The sequence below is a fragment of the Streptomyces sp. UF-297 genome (genome assembly GCF_058245575.1).
In genome coordinates this window covers 25790-44347 of the sequence record NZ_JBSIBZ010000061.1, presented here as the reverse complement: position 1 = coordinate 44347, position 18558 = coordinate 25790, and the positions used below count along the sequence as shown (strand labels likewise).

Annotated in this window: 14 protein-coding genes; 11 read left to right on the top strand and 3 right to left on the bottom strand. The window is 72.2% G+C overall.

Going from position 1 to position 18558, the window contains the following annotated elements; all coding sequences use genetic code 11:
* The first annotated feature begins 78 nt into the window (after nucleotides 1-78).
* Nucleotides 79-2817 (top strand): DNA polymerase I, encoded by a 2739-nt coding sequence (gene polA / locus AC4IJH_RS28845; RefSeq protein ID WP_490854827.1) that lies wholly within the window; start codon nucleotides 79-81, stop codon nucleotides 2815-2817.
* On the opposite strand, the gene AC4IJH_RS28840 is transcribed toward polA, so the two are convergent.
* Entirely contained in the window at nucleotides 2803-3645 is an 843-nt protein-coding gene (locus AC4IJH_RS28840; RefSeq protein ID WP_490854826.1) for a DUF4184 family protein, read from the bottom strand. The two genes, polA and AC4IJH_RS28840, sit on opposite strands and share 15 nt — an antisense overlap.
* A gap of 175 nt (nucleotides 3646-3820) precedes the next feature.
* Between AC4IJH_RS28840 and AC4IJH_RS28835 the strand changes: the two genes are divergently transcribed.
* From AC4IJH_RS28835 to AC4IJH_RS28820, 4 genes are all read left to right on the top strand, one after another.
* Complete coding sequence (locus AC4IJH_RS28835) at nucleotides 3821-5785, top strand: lytic transglycosylase (protein ID WP_490854825.1); 1965 nt, start codon at nucleotides 3821-3823, stop codon at nucleotides 5783-5785.
* Between the two features lie 285 nt (nucleotides 5786-6070).
* Entirely contained in the window at nucleotides 6071-6205 is a 135-nt protein-coding gene (locus AC4IJH_RS28830) for an SPW_0924 family protein (RefSeq protein ID WP_490854824.1), read from the top strand.
* 14 nt (nucleotides 6206-6219) lie between these two features.
* A complete protein-coding gene (pgfA, locus tag AC4IJH_RS28825) occupies nucleotides 6220-7239 on the top strand; it encodes a cell envelope lipid trafficking protein PgfA (protein WP_490854823.1) in 1020 nt (339 codons plus the stop codon).
* A 36-nt stretch (nucleotides 7240-7275) separates the two neighbouring features.
* Nucleotides 7276-7959 carry a hypothetical protein gene (locus tag AC4IJH_RS28820; protein WP_490854822.1) on the top strand — a complete coding sequence of 228 codons (684 nt, stop codon included), beginning with the start codon at nucleotides 7276-7278 and terminating at the stop codon, nucleotides 7957-7959.
* Between the two features lie 21 nt (nucleotides 7960-7980).
* Here the strand turns inward: AC4IJH_RS28820 and AC4IJH_RS28815 are convergent, their stop codons facing one another.
* Together AC4IJH_RS28815 and AC4IJH_RS28810 are read right to left on the bottom strand one after the other, a co-directional pair.
* The gene (locus AC4IJH_RS28815) at nucleotides 7981-10614 is read right to left on the bottom strand and encodes an ATP-dependent RNA helicase (protein WP_490854821.1); all 2634 of its coding nucleotides are present in this window, start codon (nucleotides 10612-10614) and stop codon (nucleotides 7981-7983) included.
* 34 nt (nucleotides 10615-10648) lie between these two features.
* Nucleotides 10649-11476: a class I SAM-dependent methyltransferase gene (locus AC4IJH_RS28810; protein WP_490854820.1), complete on the bottom strand. Its 828-nt coding sequence runs from the start codon at nucleotides 11474-11476 to the stop codon at nucleotides 10649-10651.
* Nucleotides 11477-11852: 376 nt separating this feature from the next.
* On the opposite strand from AC4IJH_RS28810, the gene rpsA reads away from it, so the two are divergent.
* From rpsA to AC4IJH_RS28780, 6 genes are all read left to right on the top strand, one after another.
* The gene (rpsA, locus tag AC4IJH_RS28805; RefSeq protein WP_490854819.1) at nucleotides 11853-13364 is read left to right on the top strand and encodes a 30S ribosomal protein S1; all 1512 of its coding nucleotides are present in this window, start codon (nucleotides 11853-11855) and stop codon (nucleotides 13362-13364) included.
* Between the two features lie 477 nt (nucleotides 13365-13841).
* Complete coding sequence (locus AC4IJH_RS28800) at nucleotides 13842-15389, top strand: flavin monoamine oxidase family protein (RefSeq protein ID WP_490854818.1); 1548 nt, start codon at nucleotides 13842-13844, stop codon at nucleotides 15387-15389.
* Between the two features lie 130 nt (nucleotides 15390-15519).
* Entirely contained in the window at nucleotides 15520-16509 is a 990-nt protein-coding gene (locus tag AC4IJH_RS28795; RefSeq protein WP_490854817.1) for a proteasome assembly chaperone family protein, read from the top strand.
* Nucleotides 16510-16761: 252 nt separating this feature from the next.
* Nucleotides 16762-17376 (top strand): dephospho-CoA kinase, encoded by a 615-nt coding sequence (gene coaE, locus AC4IJH_RS28790; RefSeq protein ID WP_490854816.1) that lies wholly within the window; start codon nucleotides 16762-16764, stop codon nucleotides 17374-17376.
* Nucleotides 17377-17414: 38 nt separating this feature from the next.
* A complete protein-coding gene (locus tag AC4IJH_RS28785) occupies nucleotides 17415-17804 on the top strand; it encodes a cupin domain-containing protein (protein WP_490854815.1) in 390 nt (129 codons plus the stop codon).
* A 326-nt stretch (nucleotides 17805-18130) separates the two neighbouring features.
* Nucleotides 18131-18373: a DUF3592 domain-containing protein gene (locus AC4IJH_RS28780; protein WP_490854814.1), complete on the top strand. Its 243-nt coding sequence runs from the start codon at nucleotides 18131-18133 to the stop codon at nucleotides 18371-18373.
* The last annotated feature ends 185 nt before the right edge of the window (nucleotides 18374-18558 follow it).

The following is an 18558-nucleotide window of genomic DNA, read 5'->3' as shown; positions in this document are numbered from 1 at the left end:
GGCACGAAGTGCTGTGGAGCGGCCCCGGGGAGGTTGTCGCGGCGGGGATTGTCAGTGGGGCGTGGCAGGATCGGGGGCGTGGCAGCAAAGGCAGCGAAGAAGAGCGAAACGACCGGCACCGATCAGGCCGGGGGCGAGCGTCCCCGCCTGCTCCTGATGGACGGGCACTCCATGGCGTACCGGGCGTTCTTCGCCCTGCCCGTGGAGAATTTCACCACCGCCACCGGGCAACCGACCAACGCGATCTACGGCTTCGCGTCGATGCTCGCGAACACCCTGCGCGACGAGGCGCCCACGCATTTCGCGGTCGCCTTCGACGTCTCGCGCAAGACCTGGCGCTCGGAGGAGTTCCCCGAGTACAAGGCGAACCGCTCCAAGACCCCGGACGAGTTCAAGGGGCAGGTCGAGCTGATCGGCGAGCTGCTGGACGCGATGGGTGCCAAGCGGTTCGCGGTCGAGGGCTTCGAGGCCGACGACATCATCGCCACGCTCGCCACCCAGGCCACCGAGCAGGGTTTCCAGGTCTCGATCGTCACGGGCGACCGGGACTCCTTCCAGCTGGTCACCGACGACGTCACGGTCCTCTATCCCACCAAGGGCGTCTCGGAGCTGACCCGCTACACCCCGGAGAAGGTGCGGGAGAAGTACGGCCTGACGCCCTCGCAGTATCCGGACTTCGCCGCGCTGCGCGGCGACCCGTCGGACAACCTCCCCGGCATCCCGGGTGTCGGTGAGAAGACCGCCGCGAAGTGGATCAACCAGTTCGGTTCGTTCGCGGAGTTGGTGGAGCGGGCCGAGGAGGTCAAGGGCAAGGCGGGCCAGAATTTCCGCGACCACCTGGAGGCGGTCAAGCTCAACCGCCGCCTGACCGAGATGGTGCGCGACGTGGCGCTGCCGTGCGGCCCCGCCGAGCTGGTGCGCGCCGCGTACGACCGCCAGGCGCTCACGGTCTTCCTGGACGCGCTGGAGATCCGCAACCAGGGGCTGCGGGACCGCCTGCTGGCGGTGGACCCGGGCGCCGCCGACGCCGCCGAGGAGGTGCAGGTCGCCGCCGGTGTGGAGGTGGACGGCGCGGTGATCGGCTCCGGTGAGCTGGCGCCCTGGCTGGCCGAGCACGCCGGCGGCGCGCTGGGCGTGGCCACGGTCGACACCTGGGCGCTGGGCGCCGGCTCGGTCGCCGAGATCGCGCTGGCCACCGCCCAGGGCCCGGCCGTGTGGTTCGACCCCTCCCAGCTGGCCGAGGGCGACGAGAAGGCGTTCGCCGCCTGGAGCGCGGATGCCTCGCGCCCCAAGGTGATGCACAACGCCAAGGGTCTGATGCGGGTCTTCGCCGAGCACGGCTGGAGCATCGACGGCGTCACGATGGACACCGCGCTGGCCGCCTATCTGGTCAAGCCGGGCCGGCGCTCCTTCGCGCTGGACGCCCTCTCGGTGGAGTACCTGGGCCGCGATCTGGCCCCGGCCGCCGCCGACAGCGGGCAGCTGGCCTTCGGCGTGGACGAGCAGGCCGAGGCGGACGCCCTGATGGCCCAGGCCCGTACGGTCCTGGATCTGGGCGAGGCCTTCGAGGCGCGGCTGGCGGAGGTCGGCGCCGCCGAGCTGCTGCGCGATGTGGAGCTGCCCACCAGCGCGCTGCTGGCCCGTATGGAGCGGGCGGGCATCGCGGCCGACCGCGCCCATCTGGACCGTATGGAGCAGCAGTTCGCGGCCGCGGTGCAGCAGGCCGTGCAGGAGGCGCACGCCGCGGCGGGCCACGAGTTCAACCTCGGCTCGCCCAAGCAGCTCCAGGAGGTCCTCTTCGGCGAGCTGGGCCTGCCCAAGACCAAGAAGACCAAGACCGGTTACACCACCGACGCCGACGCTCTGGCCTGGCTCGCGGCCCAGACCGAGAACGAGCTCCCGGTGATCATGCTGCGCCACCGTGAGCAGGCCAAGCTGCGCACCACCGTCGAGGGCCTGATCAAGACGGTGGCCCCCGACGGCCGTATCCACACCACCTTCAACCAGACGGTGGCCGCCACCGGCCGGCTGTCCTCCACCGACCCCAATCTGCAGAACATCCCGGTGCGCACGGACGAGGGCCGGGCCATCCGCCGCGGCTTCGTGGTCGGCGAGGGGTACGAGAGCCTGCTGACCGCCGACTACAGCCAGATCGAGCTGCGGGTGATGGCCCACCTGTCCGAGGACGAGGGCCTGATCGAGGCGTTCACCTCGGGCGAGGACCTGCACACCACCGTCGCCTCCCACGTCTTCACCGTCCCCAAGGACCAGGTGGACGCGGAGATGCGCCGCAAGATCAAGGCGATGTCCTACGGCCTGGCCTACGGTCTGTCGGCCTTCGGCCTGTCCCAGCAGCTGGGCATCCAGCCCGATGAGGCCCGCAAGCTGATGGACAACTTCTTCGAGCGCTTCGGCGGGGTGCGCGACTACCTCCAGCGCGTCGTGGAGGAGGCCCGCGCCACCGGCTATACGGAGACGATCCTGGGCCGCCGCCGCTATCTGCCCGACCTGAACAGCGACAACCGCCAGCGCCGCGAGATGGCCGAGCGGATGGCGCTGAACGCCCCGATCCAGGGCACCGCCGCCGACATCGTCAAGATCGCGATGCTGCGGGTGGACGAGGCGCTGCGGGCCGCGGAGCTCACCTCGCGGATGCTGCTCCAGGTGCACGACGAAATCGTGGTGGAGGTGGCGCCCGGCGAGCGCGAGCAGGTCGAGGAGCTGGTGCGGCGCGAGATGGCCGGCGCCGTCGAGCTGCGCGCCCCGCTGGATGTGTCGGTGGGCTCCGGCAAGGACTGGGAGTCAGCCGCCCACTGACATCCGCTCCGGCTCGGGCCCGGCCTGCCGCGCGCGGTGGCGGACGCGTACCGCCACCGCGAACAGCGGCAGTGCCAGGGCCAGTCCCGCACCGGCGCCGAAGAGCACGGTCGGTATGTAGTCGGACCAGGTGGCCGCGTCGCCGTAGACGCCGTGCGCCCGCACACAGCGGTGCACGGTCCCGGCGAGCGCGCCCAGCGCCAGCAGCGCCACGGCCAGCAGCCGCCCGCCCACCGTCAGGGCCGGCAGCCGCGCGGGCGCCGGGACGGGTGCGGTGCGCCGCCATCCCGACCACAGGAAGGCGCCGATCCCGCCCAGCGCCAGCGCCGAGGTCCCGTACTGCACCACGGTGTGGACCGGCAGGCCCGCGACGCTCTGGTTCAGTACGGGCAGCAGCCGCGTCCCCCAGCGGCCGCCGTGTGTGAAGGCGTCCCACACGATGTGCGTCAACGCCCCCAGTACGGCCGAGACATACAGCCACAGGGCGATCGCCCACGGGGGCCTGCCGCGCCAGGACCGGCCGCGCATCAGCCCGTACGCCCTGCCCTGCCAGGACGCGGGCAGCAGCGCCGCCAGCGGCTCGCGCAGCAGCAGCCAGCCGCCGACCAGGGCCGCGGTGATGGCGGCGTCCACGGTGAGCACCCCGAGCGGGGAGTGCGTGAAGTCTCCGAAGAGCATGCCGCCGGGGACGAGGGAGTCCGCGAAGAACGTCAGGTCCGGGGAGAAGGATCCCGCCACCAGCGCCGAGGCGATCAGCGGCCCGTGAGCCGTTCCGTTGCGGCGTATGGCCGGCAGAACGGCGGCTGCATGACTGAGTGTGAACGGCACTGTGCTCTCCCCGATCGATTCGGATCATTATGTCGGGACTCGCGCAGCGGTAGCCGGGGGCCGGTGCGCAGTGGATGCGCGCCGGGAGTTGTCGTAGTGTCACCTGAGTTGGAGCGCCGGGGAGCGCTGCGCCGTGTCAGGACCACGGCGCGTCAACGTGGAGGGGACGGGACGTATGGCAGCCAAGTTCGGGCGGCGGTTCTACAGGGGCGCGGCCACGACCGCGGTGGCGGCGCTCGCCCTGGCCGCGCTGACAGCTTCCCAGGCACCGGGCGCCACCGAGCGCCTCACCAGCGGCACGGGAGACCCGGCCCCGCCGCCGCCCGCCGACGTCCCCATCGACGGCGGCTCGCCCTACTACACCGAGCTGCCGCCCCTCAACAGCCCCGTACCGCCCGGCAGTTCCAAGGGCCCCGGGCGCGGTGACGGGACCATCGGCACCGGCCCGGCCGAGGCCGGCATCCCGGCGACGGTCCTGGACGCCTACAAGAAGGCCGAGTCCTCCATCGGCGCCTCCGACCCGGGCTGCAAGCTGCCCTGGCAGCTGCTCGCCGCGATCGGCAAGGTCGAGTCGGGGCAGGCCAACGGCGGCGACGTGGACGACGAGGGCACCACCCGCACCCCGATCCGGGGCCCGCAGCTCAACGGCAAGGGCTTCGCGAACATCTCGGACACCGACGGCGGCCTGTACGACGGCGACACCACCCACGACCGGGCCATCGGCCCGATGCAGTTCATCCCCTCCACCTGGGCGCAGGGCGGCCCGGACGGCAAGGGCTGGGGCGCCGACGGCAACGGCGACGGCAAGCGCGACCCCAACAACATCTACGACGCGGCGCTGGCGGCCGGCCACTACCTGTGCAACGGCAACCGCGACCTGAGCGTCCAGGGCGACCTGGACCGCGCGATCCTGGGCTACAACCGCTCCTCGGCCTACCTGAGCACCGTGCTGTCCTGGCTCGACTACTACCGCAGGGGCACGCACGAGGTGCCGGACGGTTCCGGGGTGCGGCCCAAGCAGCCCAAGAGCCACGGCGGGCCGGGCACCGGCAGCGGTTCCGGCACCGGTACGGGCACCGGCGGCGGCCGGGGCGACGGCGGTGCCCGCGGCGGCGGCAAGGGCAGCGGGCAGGGCAGCGGCGGCGGTTCCGGCCACGGCTCCGGCCCGGGCACCACCCCCAGGCCCCACCCGTCCGAGCCCGGCGGCCAGGAGAAGCCCTCCCCGCCGCACAAGCCGGGCGGCGACAGCGGCAAGCCGACGCCCCCCAAGCCCAGCCGGCCCCCCAAGCCCAGCCAGCCCCCCACGCTCACCGGCCTGGAGCGCGTGGGCGAGCGCAGTGTGAGCGCCACGGCGGACGAGGAGTTCGCCGACCGGCCGGCCGTGCGCGCGAAGAACTCCAAGGGGAAGGCGGTCGAGGGCCTGCGCGTCCGCTACGAGATCCGCGGCACCACCGACGCCCGCTTCCCCGGCGGCGCGAAGGACGTCACGGTCCTCACCGGCAAGGACGGCGTGGCCACCGCGCCGGTGCTGCGCGCCGGACGCAAGACAGGCTCCTTCGTCGTACGCGCCACCGCCGTGGGCCACGACGTACCGGCCGCCGACTTCGCCGCGACGGTCAAGGCCCGCCCCGCACCCAAGGCCGACCGGCTCGCCCGTACCTCCGACAAGAAGCTCACGGTCGTGGCGGGCCAGGCCCTGGACGAGGGCACCGTCGAGGTCAAGGCGACCTTCAAGGGCAAGGCCGCCGCGGGCGTACCGGTGACCGCGACCATGGTCACCGACGACCCGGCCAAGCCCGTGGAGAACGACAAGGGGCCGTACTTCAAGGCCGAGCAGGCCGGTGCGGGCGAGGGCGGCGACACGAGCGCGGGCAAGGGCACCACGCCCTCGGGCAGGGCGTCCGACGAGTCCGCGGACGCGGGCCAGGGCAAGGACAAGGCCGGGGACAAGACCGCGGACCCCGCCAAGGACAAGCCCGTACGCACCCTGACCACCCTCAAGACGGACGCCGACGGCCTCCTCGTGCTCCCCAAGATCTACACCGACGAGCACACCGGGACCTTCCGGCTCCGCCTGACCACCGCCGACGGCGCCGAGCTGATCGTCGAGCTGACCGTGACGGCGCCGCCCGCCGCCTGACGCACCCCCGCCGCGGGCACCGGCACCCCCGACCGCCGCCGTACCGACCGGAGTTCACGCTCCGCCCGGTACGGCGGCGTCGTGCGTATGGGGTGCAACGTGTTCTCATCTGAGCCGCGCATTGCTACGGTGCCCCAGTTCTGACGCCGCATCAGCACGCCGCACTCCACCGCCGTACCCGAGCCCGATCGCCGCACCCGAGCCAACTCGCCGTATCAGCAAGCCGTTTCCGTACGCCGTACCAGCACACCGTCTCAGCCCATGGAACCCCCAGGGAGGCCGGGCATGCGCGCTCTCGTCGCCGCCGCGATCGGACTGGCCGCGGCCTTCGCCCTCGTCCTCGTCATGACCGGCATCGGCGCGCCCAGCGGCGAGACGTCCCCCGAGCCGCTGCTGACCACCGTCCCCGACCACCCCTGAGGGAGGCAGCCGCCATGCGCCGCAAGGCAAGCCTGATCCTGCTCGCCTTCGCCGTCTTCTTCGCCGCGCTGTCCCCGCTGCTGCGGTGGTACGCCTTCCCGCGGCTCGCCAAGATCCCGCCCAGCCAGTACCAGGCGACCGTGCTGGAGGCCAAGCCCGCGACGCTGATCGACTACGGCACGATGAAGGCCAAGAAGGTCCCCAAGGTCACCATCGTGCAGACCCTCAAGGGCAACGTCGAGGAGTCCGAGCGCATCGAGCGCACCGCGGGCCGCGACGTCGTGGTCTGGGACGCCCTCTCCCACATCGCCGGGCCCGACGGGAAGATGGTCTCCCAGATCCCCGAGCGCTATATCTTCGACGCCCACTCCCAGGCCCCGGTGCACGCCACCGGCGAGATGGTCGACGGCGACCCGGTGCGCCGCGGCGGCATCGAGTTCAAGTGGCCCTTCTTGACCGAGAAGCGCGACTACAGCTACTTCGACGCCCAGACCCGCACCTCCGCGCCCATCCACTACAAGGGCACCGTCGCCTTCCGCGGCCTCGAGGTCTACTACTTCGAGCAGACCATCCCCTGGACCAAGGTCCCGCTCCCCAAGAAGCTGCCGGTCAAGGGCCTGACCCCCGAGTCCGTCGCGAAGACGGGCACCACCCGGTGGTACACCACCAAGCGGATGTTCTGGGTGGACCCCGTCACCGGAGCGCCCGTCAACGGCCAGGAGATCCACAAGGAAGAGCTGCGCGGCGGCGATCTGCTGCCCGGCGGCGGCACGGTGACCGCCTTCGCCGGCCATGTGAAGATGCGCCCCGACTACATCGACTCCACCGTCGCCCTGGTCACCTCCCAGCGCCGGCTCGTCCTGCTGCTGACCAGCTACCTTCCCTGGGGATTCCTGGGGCTGGGCGTCCTCCTGCTGGCCCTGAGCCTCTTTTTCGAAGCCCGCGGCCGCCGCCCCGGGCCCGCCGGCAGCGCACCGGCCGGCCCCTCTCCCGACCCGGATCCCGCCCCCGGACCGCAGACCACCCCGGCCTGAAGATCCACTGTCAGTGGTGGCCCGTAACGTTGACCCATGACGCTAGCGAGCTGCCCCGTGACGGACGAAGTCATCGCCCAAATCGTCGAGTTGAGCCGCCTGACCTGCGAGAACGACGAATCCTTCGACGCCTTCCTGGCCGCCCGCGGCTGGCGCTACTCCGACTTCGACGACTCCTACGAGACCGCCGCGGGCCAGGTCGTCTGGACCGCCCCGTACGCCCCCGCTCCACACCGCTCGGCCCACCGCGCGGCCGAGCCCGCCAATGCGGCGCACCCGGCGCATCAAACGGCCTGGGCCACCTTCTGCGTCTACGACCCCGAATACGACGGCGTGCCCGACGCCGAGCACCTCGCCGCGGTCTGGGGCGGCGCCCGCGGCTGGAGCCTCCACGCCGACCAGGGCCGCGCCCGCCTGGACGCCGACTGGCAGGCCGCCGCCGGCCTCCTGACGGCCCGCTACGGCCACCCCGTCGCCACCGCCGCCCGCGCCGACCTTGCCACCGACTCCCCGCCCACCGCCCGACGCCACTTCGCCCTCTGGCACACCGGCGACCGCGCCCTGCTCCTGGCCCAGGACCCCGACCCCGTCTGCTACGCCTGCTTCATCCGCAACGTCCTGGTCATCGTCCCCGTCCGCCCCGACCGCCCGCTCCCCGCCCGAGCCTCCCTGCCCGAGTGGTACGCCTGCGATCTGCTCGGACAGGGGGCAGCGATCTGACGGCGCCCCGCGCCGCTCTTCTCACCCGCGCTTCTGCCGCGCCGTGGTGTGCCGCGTCGGCTCGGCCGTCGACGGGTCCTGCGGCCAGGGGTGCTTGGGATAGCGCCCGCGCAGCTCCGCCCGCACCGACCGGTAGCCGTCCTGCCAGAACGAGGCCAGGTCGGCGGTCACCGCCGCCGGACGGCCGGCGGGGGAGAGGAGATGGACGAGTACGGGCACCCCGGCGATCCGCGGCGACTCCTGCCAGCCGAAGAGCTCCTGGAGTTTGACGGCCAGCACGGGCTGCTCGCCTTCGTAGTCGACGCGCACCCGCGACCCGCTGGGCACCTCGATGCGCTCGGGCGCCAGCTCGTCCAGGCGGGCCGCGTCACCACTGGCCCACGGCAGCAGCCGCGACAGCGCCTGCCCCGCCTCGATCCGCCCCAGATCCGCCCGCCGTCGCGCCCGGCCCAGCTCGGGCTCCAGCCACTCCTGCGTACGCTCCAGCAGCGCCGCATCCGCCACGTCGGGCCACGGCGCGCCCAACTCCCGGTGCAGGAAGGCCATCCGGCGCCGGAGCGTACGGGCCCCCTCCGACCAGCGCAGCAGCCCGAGGCCCTCCCGGTGCAGCCCGGTGACCAGCGCTTCCCGTACGAGCACGGGGTCGGGGGAGGTCAGCGGCCTGGCCACCAGCTCGATGGCGCCCAGGCGTGAGACGCTCCGCGCCACCACGTCCCCGTCGGCCCACCGGACCTCCTCGCCCGCCCGGTACAGCGCCCGCGCCGCCTCCCGCGCGGTCTCCTCCTCGATCACGGCCGCCAGCCGCACCCGCGCCGACGCGGCATGCACGGGCCGGTCCGCCACCGCCACCGCCAGCCACCCGGCACTGCGCAGCCGCGACCCGTCCCCCAACTGAGCCCCGGTCCCCGAAGCCATCAGGAACGCCCCCTCGCCCCGCGCGCGCCCGACCCGCTCCGGGAACGCCAGCGCGGCCACCAGACCGGCCGCCGCGTCGTCACTCCACACCTCACGCCCACCACCGGTGCCACCGCCGGACGCTCGCGAGTGACGTTCCGCGGCGCCGGACACCGCTGCTCCCGCCGCCTTTACCGACCCGGCCCTCTCCTCGCCGTCGAGCGGGGCGGCGCAGGGGCCGTCCTCCCCGCCCGACGCGGCGAGGCCCGAGGCCAGCCGCCGCGCCTCCTGGCGCCAGCGGGAGGCATAGGGGTCGGTGCCGCGGCGGGCCGTGCGCCAGGCCGCGGCCAGATCGTCGCCGTACTCGCGGGGCGGTTCCTCGCTGAGGAGGGCGACCACCTCGGCGGCCCGGCGCGCGCCGATGTGCTGCGCCCCGTCCAGCAGGGCCCGGGCCAGCCGGGGATGGAGGCCGAGGCGGGCCATGCGGGTGCCGCGCGGGGTCGCGCGGCCTGCCGCGTCCACCGCGCCGATCGCCGTCAGGACCTCGCGGGCCGCGGCCATCGCGCCGGGCGGCGGGGGGGCCAGCAGGGCGAGAGCGGAGGCGTCGGGGGCGCCCCAGCAGGCGGCCTGGAGGGCGAAGGCGGCCAGGTCCGCCACCTTGATCTCGGGGGAGGGAAAGCGGGGCAGCCGGGCGTCCTCGGCCGGTGACCAGCAGCGGTAGACCGTGCCCGGCGCCTCGCGGCCGGCCCGGCCCGCGCGCTGGCGGGCGGATGCCTGAGAGGCCCGTACGGTCGTCAGCGCGCTCAGCCCGCGGGCGTGGTCGGTACGCGGTTCACGTGCCAGCCCGCAGTCCACGACCACCCGTACCCCCGGCACCGTCAGGCTCGACTCGGCGACCGAGGTGGCCAGGACCACCCGCCGGGTGCCCGTACCGCCCGCGAGCACCGCGTCCTGCACGGCGGCCGGCGCGCGCCCGTGCACCTGGAGCACCTCGACGCCGCTCTCGCTTCCCAACTGGCCCGCCACACGGGAGATTTCCCCCACTCCGGGCAAGAAGCACAGAATGTCGCCCTCGCGCTCCCGCAGTGCGCGCCGTACCACCGCGGCGACGTGCGTCAGCAGTGCCGGATCGACCCGCATGCCGTGCGGCGGGCGCACGGGGCGCTCCGGCGGCGCCCACACCGCCTCCACCGGGTGCGTGATGCCCTGCGCCTCCACTACGGGCGCGTCGCCCAGCAGCTCGGCCCACCCCTGCGCGTCCGTCGTCGCCGAGGCCGCGACCAGGCGCAGGTCGGGGCGGAGCGTCTCGCGTACGTCCAGGAGGAAGGCGGCGGCGGTGTCCGCGTCGAGGTGGCGTTCATGGCACTCGTCGAGTACGACGACGTCGACGCCCGCCAACTCCTGGTCGCGTTGCAGCCGTTGCAACAGCACGCCGGTGGTGACGACCTCCACCACGGTCCGCCGGCCCACCGTGCGCTCGCCGCGCACGGTGAATCCGACGCGCTCGCCGGGCCGCTCGCCCAGCATCCACGCCATCCGGCGGGCCGCCGCCCGCGCCGCGATCCGCCGCGGCTCGGCCACCAGTACCCGCCGCACGGGCCCCTGGCCGGCCAGCCCGGCCAGGACCAGCGGCACCAGGGTCGTCTTGCCCGTCCCCGGCGGCGCGCACAGCACCGCCGTGCCGTGGCTGCCCAGCGCCTCCTCCAGCGAGGGCAGGGCGGTCCGTACGGGCAGCTGATCGAGAATGTCGTGGCGGATCACCTGCCCAGTCTCCCTGGCGGGCGGCCGGGTGCCGTCAGGCGGCCTCGCAGACGAAGATCGCCGTGCCGGGGATGAGGTGGCCGCGCAGCGGGGACCAGCCGCCCCACTCCTGGGAGTTCCATTCGGGCCACTCCGGTTCGACGAGGTCCAGGAGCCGGAAGCCGCCGGCGACCACGTCGCGTACGCGGTCGCCGAGGGTGCGGTGGTGCTCGACGTACACCGCGCGCCCCGCGCCGTCCTGTTCCACATACGGCGTGCGGTCGAAGTAGGAGGCCGCCACCGAGAGGCCCTCGGGGCCCGGTTCGTCGGGGAAGGCCCAGCGGATGGGGTGGGTCACGGAGAAGACCCAGCGGCCGCCGGGCCGCAGGACTCGGTGCACCTCGCGCATCACCCGTACCGGGTCGGCGACGAAGGGGATCGCGCCGTACGCGGAGCAGGCGAGGTCGAAGGAGCCGGAGGCGAAGGGGAGCACCCCGGCGTCCGCCTCGATGAGGGGGAAGCGGGAGGGGGCCTGGGAAGGGTCGCCGTCGGCGAGGCGCAGGGCGTGCTGGAGCTGGCGGTGGGAGAGGTCCAGGGCGACCGGGCGGGCGCCCTGGGCGGCCAGCCAGCGCGAGCACTGGGCCGCGCCCGCCCCGATCTCCAGGACCCGCTGCCCCTTCAGCCCGGCGGTCGGCCCCAGCAGCTGCGCCTCGGCCTCGTCCAGGCCCTCGGGACCCCATACGAAGCGGTCGTCGCCCAGGAAGGCCCCGTGCTCGCTCTGGTACTCGTCCGCGTTGCGGTCCCACCAGCCCCGGCTGGCCCGGCTGCTCTCCGCGTCCGAGGCGTCACGCCGGGTGGCCTCCGGCTCGTGTTCTTGGATCATCGCGCCCGTCGTCGTACTCTTCGCCTGAGCTTGTAGCTGCAGAGGACAGTGAGGCCTTCTTGGCCTCGCGAAACATTGCTAGTGCCGGTTATGGGGCGTTCCGCCCCGGGTGTGCGCCTTCGCGCATTGACCGTGTCCGGCTGCCCCCGTATGCTACAAGTTGCGCTGCGGGCCTGCGCACCTCAGACGGAGCAGGTCGCGCTTGCATCTGTTGTATGTCCCCTCGGTTGTCGAGGCGCTTGCCGGTTCTTCGGATTCGGATTCGGAGCTTTCCGAAAGTGCGCCTCTAACGCTGTCCGGCTTATGCAGAGGCGATACGGGCTCTCGGCGTAGCAGTACCTACGACTTCAATGTCCGTACCGGAGCCCTTTCCCACATGACGAGCAGCACCGAGACCACCGCCACCACCCCGCAGGTTGCGGTCAACGACATCGGTAACGAGGAAGCCTTCCTCGCCGCGATCGACGAGACGATCAAGTACTTCAACGACGGCGACATCGTCGACGGCGTCATCGTGAAGGTCGACCGGGACGAGGTCCTGCTCGACATCGGTTACAAGACCGAAGGCGTTATCCCGAGCCGCGAGCTCTCCATCAAGCACGACGTCGACCCCAACGAGGTCGTCGCCGTCGGTGACGAGATCGAGGCCCTTGTTCTCCAGAAGGAGGACAAGGAAGGTCGCCTGATCCTCTCGAAGAAGCGCGCCCAGTACGAGCGTGCCTGGGGCACCATCGAGAAGATCAAGGAAGAAGACGGCATCGTCACCGGTACCGTCATCGAGGTCGTCAAGGGTGGTCTCATCCTCGACATCGGCCTCCGCGGCTTCCTCCCGGCCTCCCTGGTCGAGATGCGCCGTGTCCGCGACCTTCAGCCCTACGTGGGCAAGGAGCTCGAGGCCAAGATCATCGAGCTGGACAAGAACCGCAACAACGTGGTCCTGTCCCGCCGTGCCTGGCTGGAGCAGACCCAGTCCGAGGTTCGCCAGACCTTCCTCACCACCCTCCAGAAGGGCCAGGTGCGGTCCGGCGTCGTCTCCTCGATCGTCAACTTCGGTGCCTTCGTGGACCTGGGTGGCGTCGACGGTCTGGTTCACGTCTCCGAGCTGTCCTGGAAGCACATCGACCACCCCTCCGAGGTTGTCGAGGTCGGCCAGGAGGTCACCGTCGAGGTTCTCGACGTCGACATGGACCGCGAGCGCGTCTCCCTGTCGCTCAAGGCGACCCAGGAAGACCCGTGGCAGCAGTTCGCCCGGACCCACCAGATCGGTCAGGTCGTCCCGGGTAAGGTCACCAAGCTCGTTCCCTTCGGTGCGTTCGTGCGCGTCGACGAGGGCATCGAGGGCCTGGTCCACATCTCCGAGCTGGCCGAGCGCCACGTGGAGATCCCGGAGCAGGTCGTCCAGGTCAACGACGAGATCTTCGTCAAGGTCATCGACATCGACCTCGAGCGCCGTCGCATCAGCCTCTCGCTGAAGCAGGCCAACGAGTCCTTCGGTGCCGACCCGGCCGCGGTCGAGTTCGACCCGACCCTGTACGGCATGGCCGCGTCCTACGACGACCAGGGCAACTACATCTACCCCGAGGGCTTCGACCCGGAGACCAACGACTGGCTGGAGGGCTTCGACGCCCAGCGCGAGGCGTGGGAGACCCAGTACGCCGAGGCGCAGCAGCGCTTCGAGCAGCACCAGGCTCAGGTCATCAAGTCCCGCGAGGCCGACGAGCAGGCTGCGGCCGAGGGCGCTGCGGCGCCGGCGGCCGGCGGCAGCACCGGTGGCGGCAACGTCTCCGGCGGCTCGTACTCCTCGGAGTCGGCGGACAACTCCGGCGCCCTGGCGTCGGACGAGGCTCTGGCCGCGCTCCGCGAGAAGCTGGCGGGCGGCCAGAGCTGAATGCTCGCCGCTAGGCAGTAGCCGATAACGAAGGCCCGCCCCCTGCTGGGGGGCGGGCCTTCGTCATGCCCGGCCCGGGCGGCTGGTGGGCGGCGACGGCCTGCGGGCGCACTGTCCTCAAGTGCCGGACGGGCTGTTTTCGTTGGGCCAGGGGCGGCGGCTTTTGCTGGGCCAGGGGGATGGCGATGTGAGGCGTGGGTTGGTGGTGGGGGCTGGGGCTGTGGGGTGGTATAGGGCTGTGGGGTGGTATAGGGCTGTGGGGTGGTCTGGGGCTGTGGGGTGGCCGGTCAACTGTCCTGAAATATGGGGGAGTTGGTGAGGTGTGGCGATTCTTCATAACTCGGGATGAGCATCCTGAGCGTCCGAATTCGCGTCTCTTTGGGTAATAAGGCGCAAAGACACGGGGGTTGGACGATGTCGGATGTCAGTCGGAGGGGATTTCTGCAGGCCGTCGGCGTAGCGGGCGGGGCAGGAGCGATGTTCGCGACCATGGGAGCGATGGGGCTGGCGCCCACCGCCCGGGCCGCGGCCGCCGAGCCGCTCTTCACCGCCCCGAAGCCGGGGGACTTCACCCTCGCCGGCAAGGCCGCGGCGAAGATCGCGATCGTGGGCGGCGGAATCGCGGGGCTCACGGCCGCGTACGAACTGGGAAAGGCCGGGTACGACTGCACGGTCCTGGAGGCGCGGAAGCGCACCGGGGGCCGCAACTTCACGGTGCGCAACGGCGATTCGGCCACGGACACCGCAGGGCACACCCAGACCGCGGAATTCGCCGACGGGCACTACATGAATACCGGGCCGGCGCGCATCCCCCAGTGGATGGTCACGCTGGACTACTGCCGGGAACTCGGCGTACCGCTGGAGGTGTTCACCAACGCGAACGCCAGTGCGTACATCTACAACGAGCGGTCCGGGATGGGCCGGCCGGCGCGCTTTCGTACCGCCAAGGCCGATGTCTACGGCTGTGTCTCGGAGTTGCTGGCCAAGGCGACCGACAAAGGGGCGCTCGACAAGGAACTGACCGCGCAGGACCGGGAGCGGCTGCTGGAGTTCCTGCGGGACTTCGGCGACATCGGCGGGCGGCTGCCCGGCGATCCCGCCAAGAGCTGGCGCTATCAGGGCAGCGAGCGGCGCGGGTACCGTACGGACCCGGGCGCGGCCGGCACCCCCGGTACCGTGCTCGCCCCCGTACCGGACGTCTCCGAAGTGCTGGCCAGCGGCGTGGGCCGCTCCTTCTCCTTCGAGTTCGGCTACGACCAGGCGATGCTGATGTTCCAGCCGGTCGGCGGCATGGACCGCATTCCCCGGGCGCTCGCCCGCGCGGTGGGGGAGCGGAGGATCCGTACCGGCGCCGAGGTCACCAAGATCACGGACCGGGCGGACGGCGTGCGGGTCACCTACCGGCAGCAGGGCCGCACCCACGTCCTGGAGGCGGACTACTGCATCGCGGCCCTCCCGCCCAACATCCTGGCCAAGACCCCGCACAACCTGGGCGGCACGGTGCAGCAGGCGCTCACGGCCTGCGCGCCCTTCTCCGCCGCCAAGCTCGGCCTGGAGTACAAGAACCGCTGGTGGGAACGCGACCACCGGATCTACGGCGGCATCACGGACACCGACCTGGACGTGAACGTGATCTGGTACCCCTCCCACGGCTTCCACGGCGAACGGGGCATCGTCATCGGCTACTACAACTTCGAGGGCGACGCGGACGCTTACGCCGCCCTGGCGCCGAAGGAGCGCGAACGGCGGGCAGTGGCCCGGGGCGTGGCCATCCACGGCGCGAAGTACCGCACCGAGCTGGCCTCTTCGTTCTCCCAGCACTGGCGCCAGACCCCGCACATCGAAGCGGCCTGGCACACGCTGGAGGGCGGCCCGGACGCGGCGCCGTTCGCCGCCTTGAACAAGCCCGCGGGCCGCGTCTACTTCGCGGGCGACTACCTCAGCTACACCATCGCCTGGCAGCACGGCGCGTTCGCCTCGGCCCGCAAGGTGGTCACGGAGCTGCACCGGCGGGTGCTCGCCTGAGGCGCGGCCGGGCGGCGGGAGGCCGGGTGGTGGGAGGCCGGGTGGCCGTACGGGAGGACGGCGACCTCGGGGGGAATGCCCGTCCGCCGCCCGGTGTTCTGCCAGAGGAACACGAGGAGGAGCGGTCACTGTGTTGGATCCCCAGGGTTTGTACGAATGGGAGCCGAGCGGGCTCGCGGCAGTCGAGGCGATGACCGCCGACGACTCCGCCGGACTGGTGCTGCTGTACCACTTCGACGGCTACATCGACGCCGGCGAGACCGGCGACCAGATCGTGGAGCGGCTGCTGGACGGGCTCTCGCACCGGGTCGTCGCCCGCTTCGACCACGACCGCCTCGTCGACTACCGGGCCCGCCGCCCGCTGCTGACCTTCGACCGCCACCGCTGGAGCGCGTACGAGACCCCGAGCATCGAGCTGCGGCTGGTCGAGGACACGACCGGGGCGCCCTTCCTGCTGCTGTCCGGACCCGAGCCGGACGTGGAGTGGGAGCGCTTCTCCTCGGCGGTGCTGCAGATGGTGGAGCGACTGGGCGTACGGCTCTCGGTCAACTTCCACGGCATTCCCATGGGCGTGCCGCACACCCGCCCCGTGGGCATCACCCCGCACGGCAACCGCATCGACCTGATGCCCGGGCACCGCAGCTTCTTCGACGAGGCGCAGGTGCCGGGCAGCGCGGAGTCGCTGATCGAGTACCGGCTGGCCGAGGCCGGGCACGACGTCCTGGGGGTCGCCGCACACGTACCGCACTACGTCGCCAGGTCGCCCTACCCGGACGCGGCGCTGACGGCGCTGGAGGCCGTGACGGCCGCCACCGGACTCGTCCTGCCCGGCGCCGCGCACGCGCTGCGCACGGAGGCGCTGCGCACCCAGGAGGAGATCGAACGGCAGATCTCCGAGGGGGACGAGGAACTGGTCGCGCTGGTCAGCGGACTTGAGCACCAATACGACGCGGTGGCAGGGGCGGAGACCCGGCAGAGCCTGGTCGCCGAGCCCGTGGAGCTGCCCTCGGCCGACGAGATCGGCCGGGAGTTCGAGCGCTTCCTGGCGGAGCGGGAGGGCGAGAGCGGCGGGGAGAGCGGGGGCGGCGCCGGTACGGGCGGCGGCGCCGGGGCTGTATAGGGCTGCTGCGAGGCGGCGTAGGGCTGCCGCTGTCCGGGATGCGTGCTCGCTGCTCTGGAACGGGGATGTGCGCTCGTCGGTCCGGACTGGGGATGTGCGCTTGCCGGTCCGGACTGGGCCGGAACGGGGATGTGTGCTCGTCGGTCCGGACTGGGGGGGTGCGCTTGTCGGTCCGGACTGGGCCGGAACGGGGATGTGTGCTCGTCGGTCCGGATCGATGGCGTTCCTCGGGCACCGTATAGCGTGGGGCGCATGGTGAAAGTTGGGCTCACGGGTGGTATCGGCGCGGGCAAGAGCGAGGTGTCGCGGCTGCTGGCGTCCTATGGCGCGGTGATCGTGGACGCGGACCGCATCGCGCGGGAGGTCGTCGAGCCGGGGACACCCGGACTGGCCGCCGTGGTCGAGGAGTTCGGGGACGGTGTGCTGTCGGCGGACGGCACGCTCGACCGGCCCAAGCTCGGCGGAATCGTCTTCAACGACCCCGACCGGCGCAGGGCGTTGAACGCGATCGTGCACCCGCTGGTGGGGGAGCGGTCGCTGGAGCTGGAGGCGGCGGCCGGGCCGGACGCGGTGGTGGTGCACGATGTGCCGCTGCTGACGGAGAACGGCCTGGCGCCGCTGTACGACGCGGTCGTGGTGGTCGACGCCGCCCCGCAGACGCAGCTGGAGCGGCTGATGGCGCTGCGCGGGATGGCCGAGGACGAGGCGAAGGCCCGTATGGCGGCGCAGGCGACGCGCGAGGCCCGGCTGGCGATCGCGGATTTCGTGATCGACAACGATGGGCCGCTGGAGGCGCTGGAACCGCAGGTACGGGCGGTGTGGGAGCAACTGCTGGCGCGGCGGTCGGAGGCCCTGCCCGAGGGCTGAGGCGGGTCGGTCGAGGGAGGTCGGTACGCTCAGCGGCCATGAGCGCTACTGACCTTGAGGCCGCGGCAGCGGCGGGCCCCGCCTCCTTCGCGGTGAACGTATCCGGAATTCCCGACTCCGAGCTGGAGCCGGAGCCGTTGGACCCCGGGCAGGTGGTGTCCGGTGAGCCGGTGGTGACGGGGAAGGTGCTGTGGGAGTCCCCGGACGGCACGCAGGCGCGGGGCATCTGGCAGATCACGCCGGGGGTGGTGACGGACACCGAGGCCGACGAGATGTTCGTGGTGATCAGCGGGCGGGCGACGGTCGAGGTCGAGGGCGGGCCGGTGCTGAAGATCGGGCCCGGCGATGTGTGCGTGCTGCGCGAGGGCGACCGTACGCGGTGGACCGTGCACGAGACGCTTCGCAAGGCCTATCACGTCAGTCTCTAGGGGCTGGTGGCTGGTGGCTGGTGGCGGCTGGTGGCTGTAGTGGGGGCCGGGCCGGTGTTGGGCATCGGGGCCTCGGCTGGTGGCGGGTGTGAGCTGGGAGGTGGGGCGTGGGTGCGCTGGTGGTGCTCGCGGGGTTTGCCGCGCTCGGTGGGTTGGTGATGGTGCTGGCCGGGGCGGCCGGGTTGCGGGAGGCGCGGAGGATACGGGCGCGGGGTGCGCATGCGTGGGCGCTGGCACGGCGTCCGGGCGGTGGCTCGGGTGACGGTTTGGATCAGGGCGGTAGGGCCGGTGGTGGGGCCGGGACTTCGGGCGGGGGCAGTGCGGACGTGCGTCCGCTGTTGCAGTTCGAGACGGCGGACGGGCGGGTGATGGAGATCGTCTCGCCGGTGCCGCCGACGCGGCGCCGGCCGCTCGCCGACGGGGAACGGGTGCTGGTCACCTACGACCCCGACGATCCGCGCAGCGTGCTGGTCCACCGCAGGGAACGCGCCGCGCTGGACTGGGCGTTCGTGGCAGCGGGAGTGCTGCTCCTGGCGGTCGCGGTGTGTGTGGTGGTGTTCGGCGGTTAGCGGTTAGCGGTTAGCGGTTAGCGGTTAGCGGTTAGCGGCTGGGGTTAGGGGCTGGGGGCTTGGGGGCTTGGGGGCTTGGGGGCTTGGGGGCTTGGGGGTGTCTTGCCTCTCGTCTGGCATCTCCGTGCTGCTGTGCATGCCCCTGTCTGGTGCTGCTGTGGTTCGGTGCTGCTATTTCGTGCTGT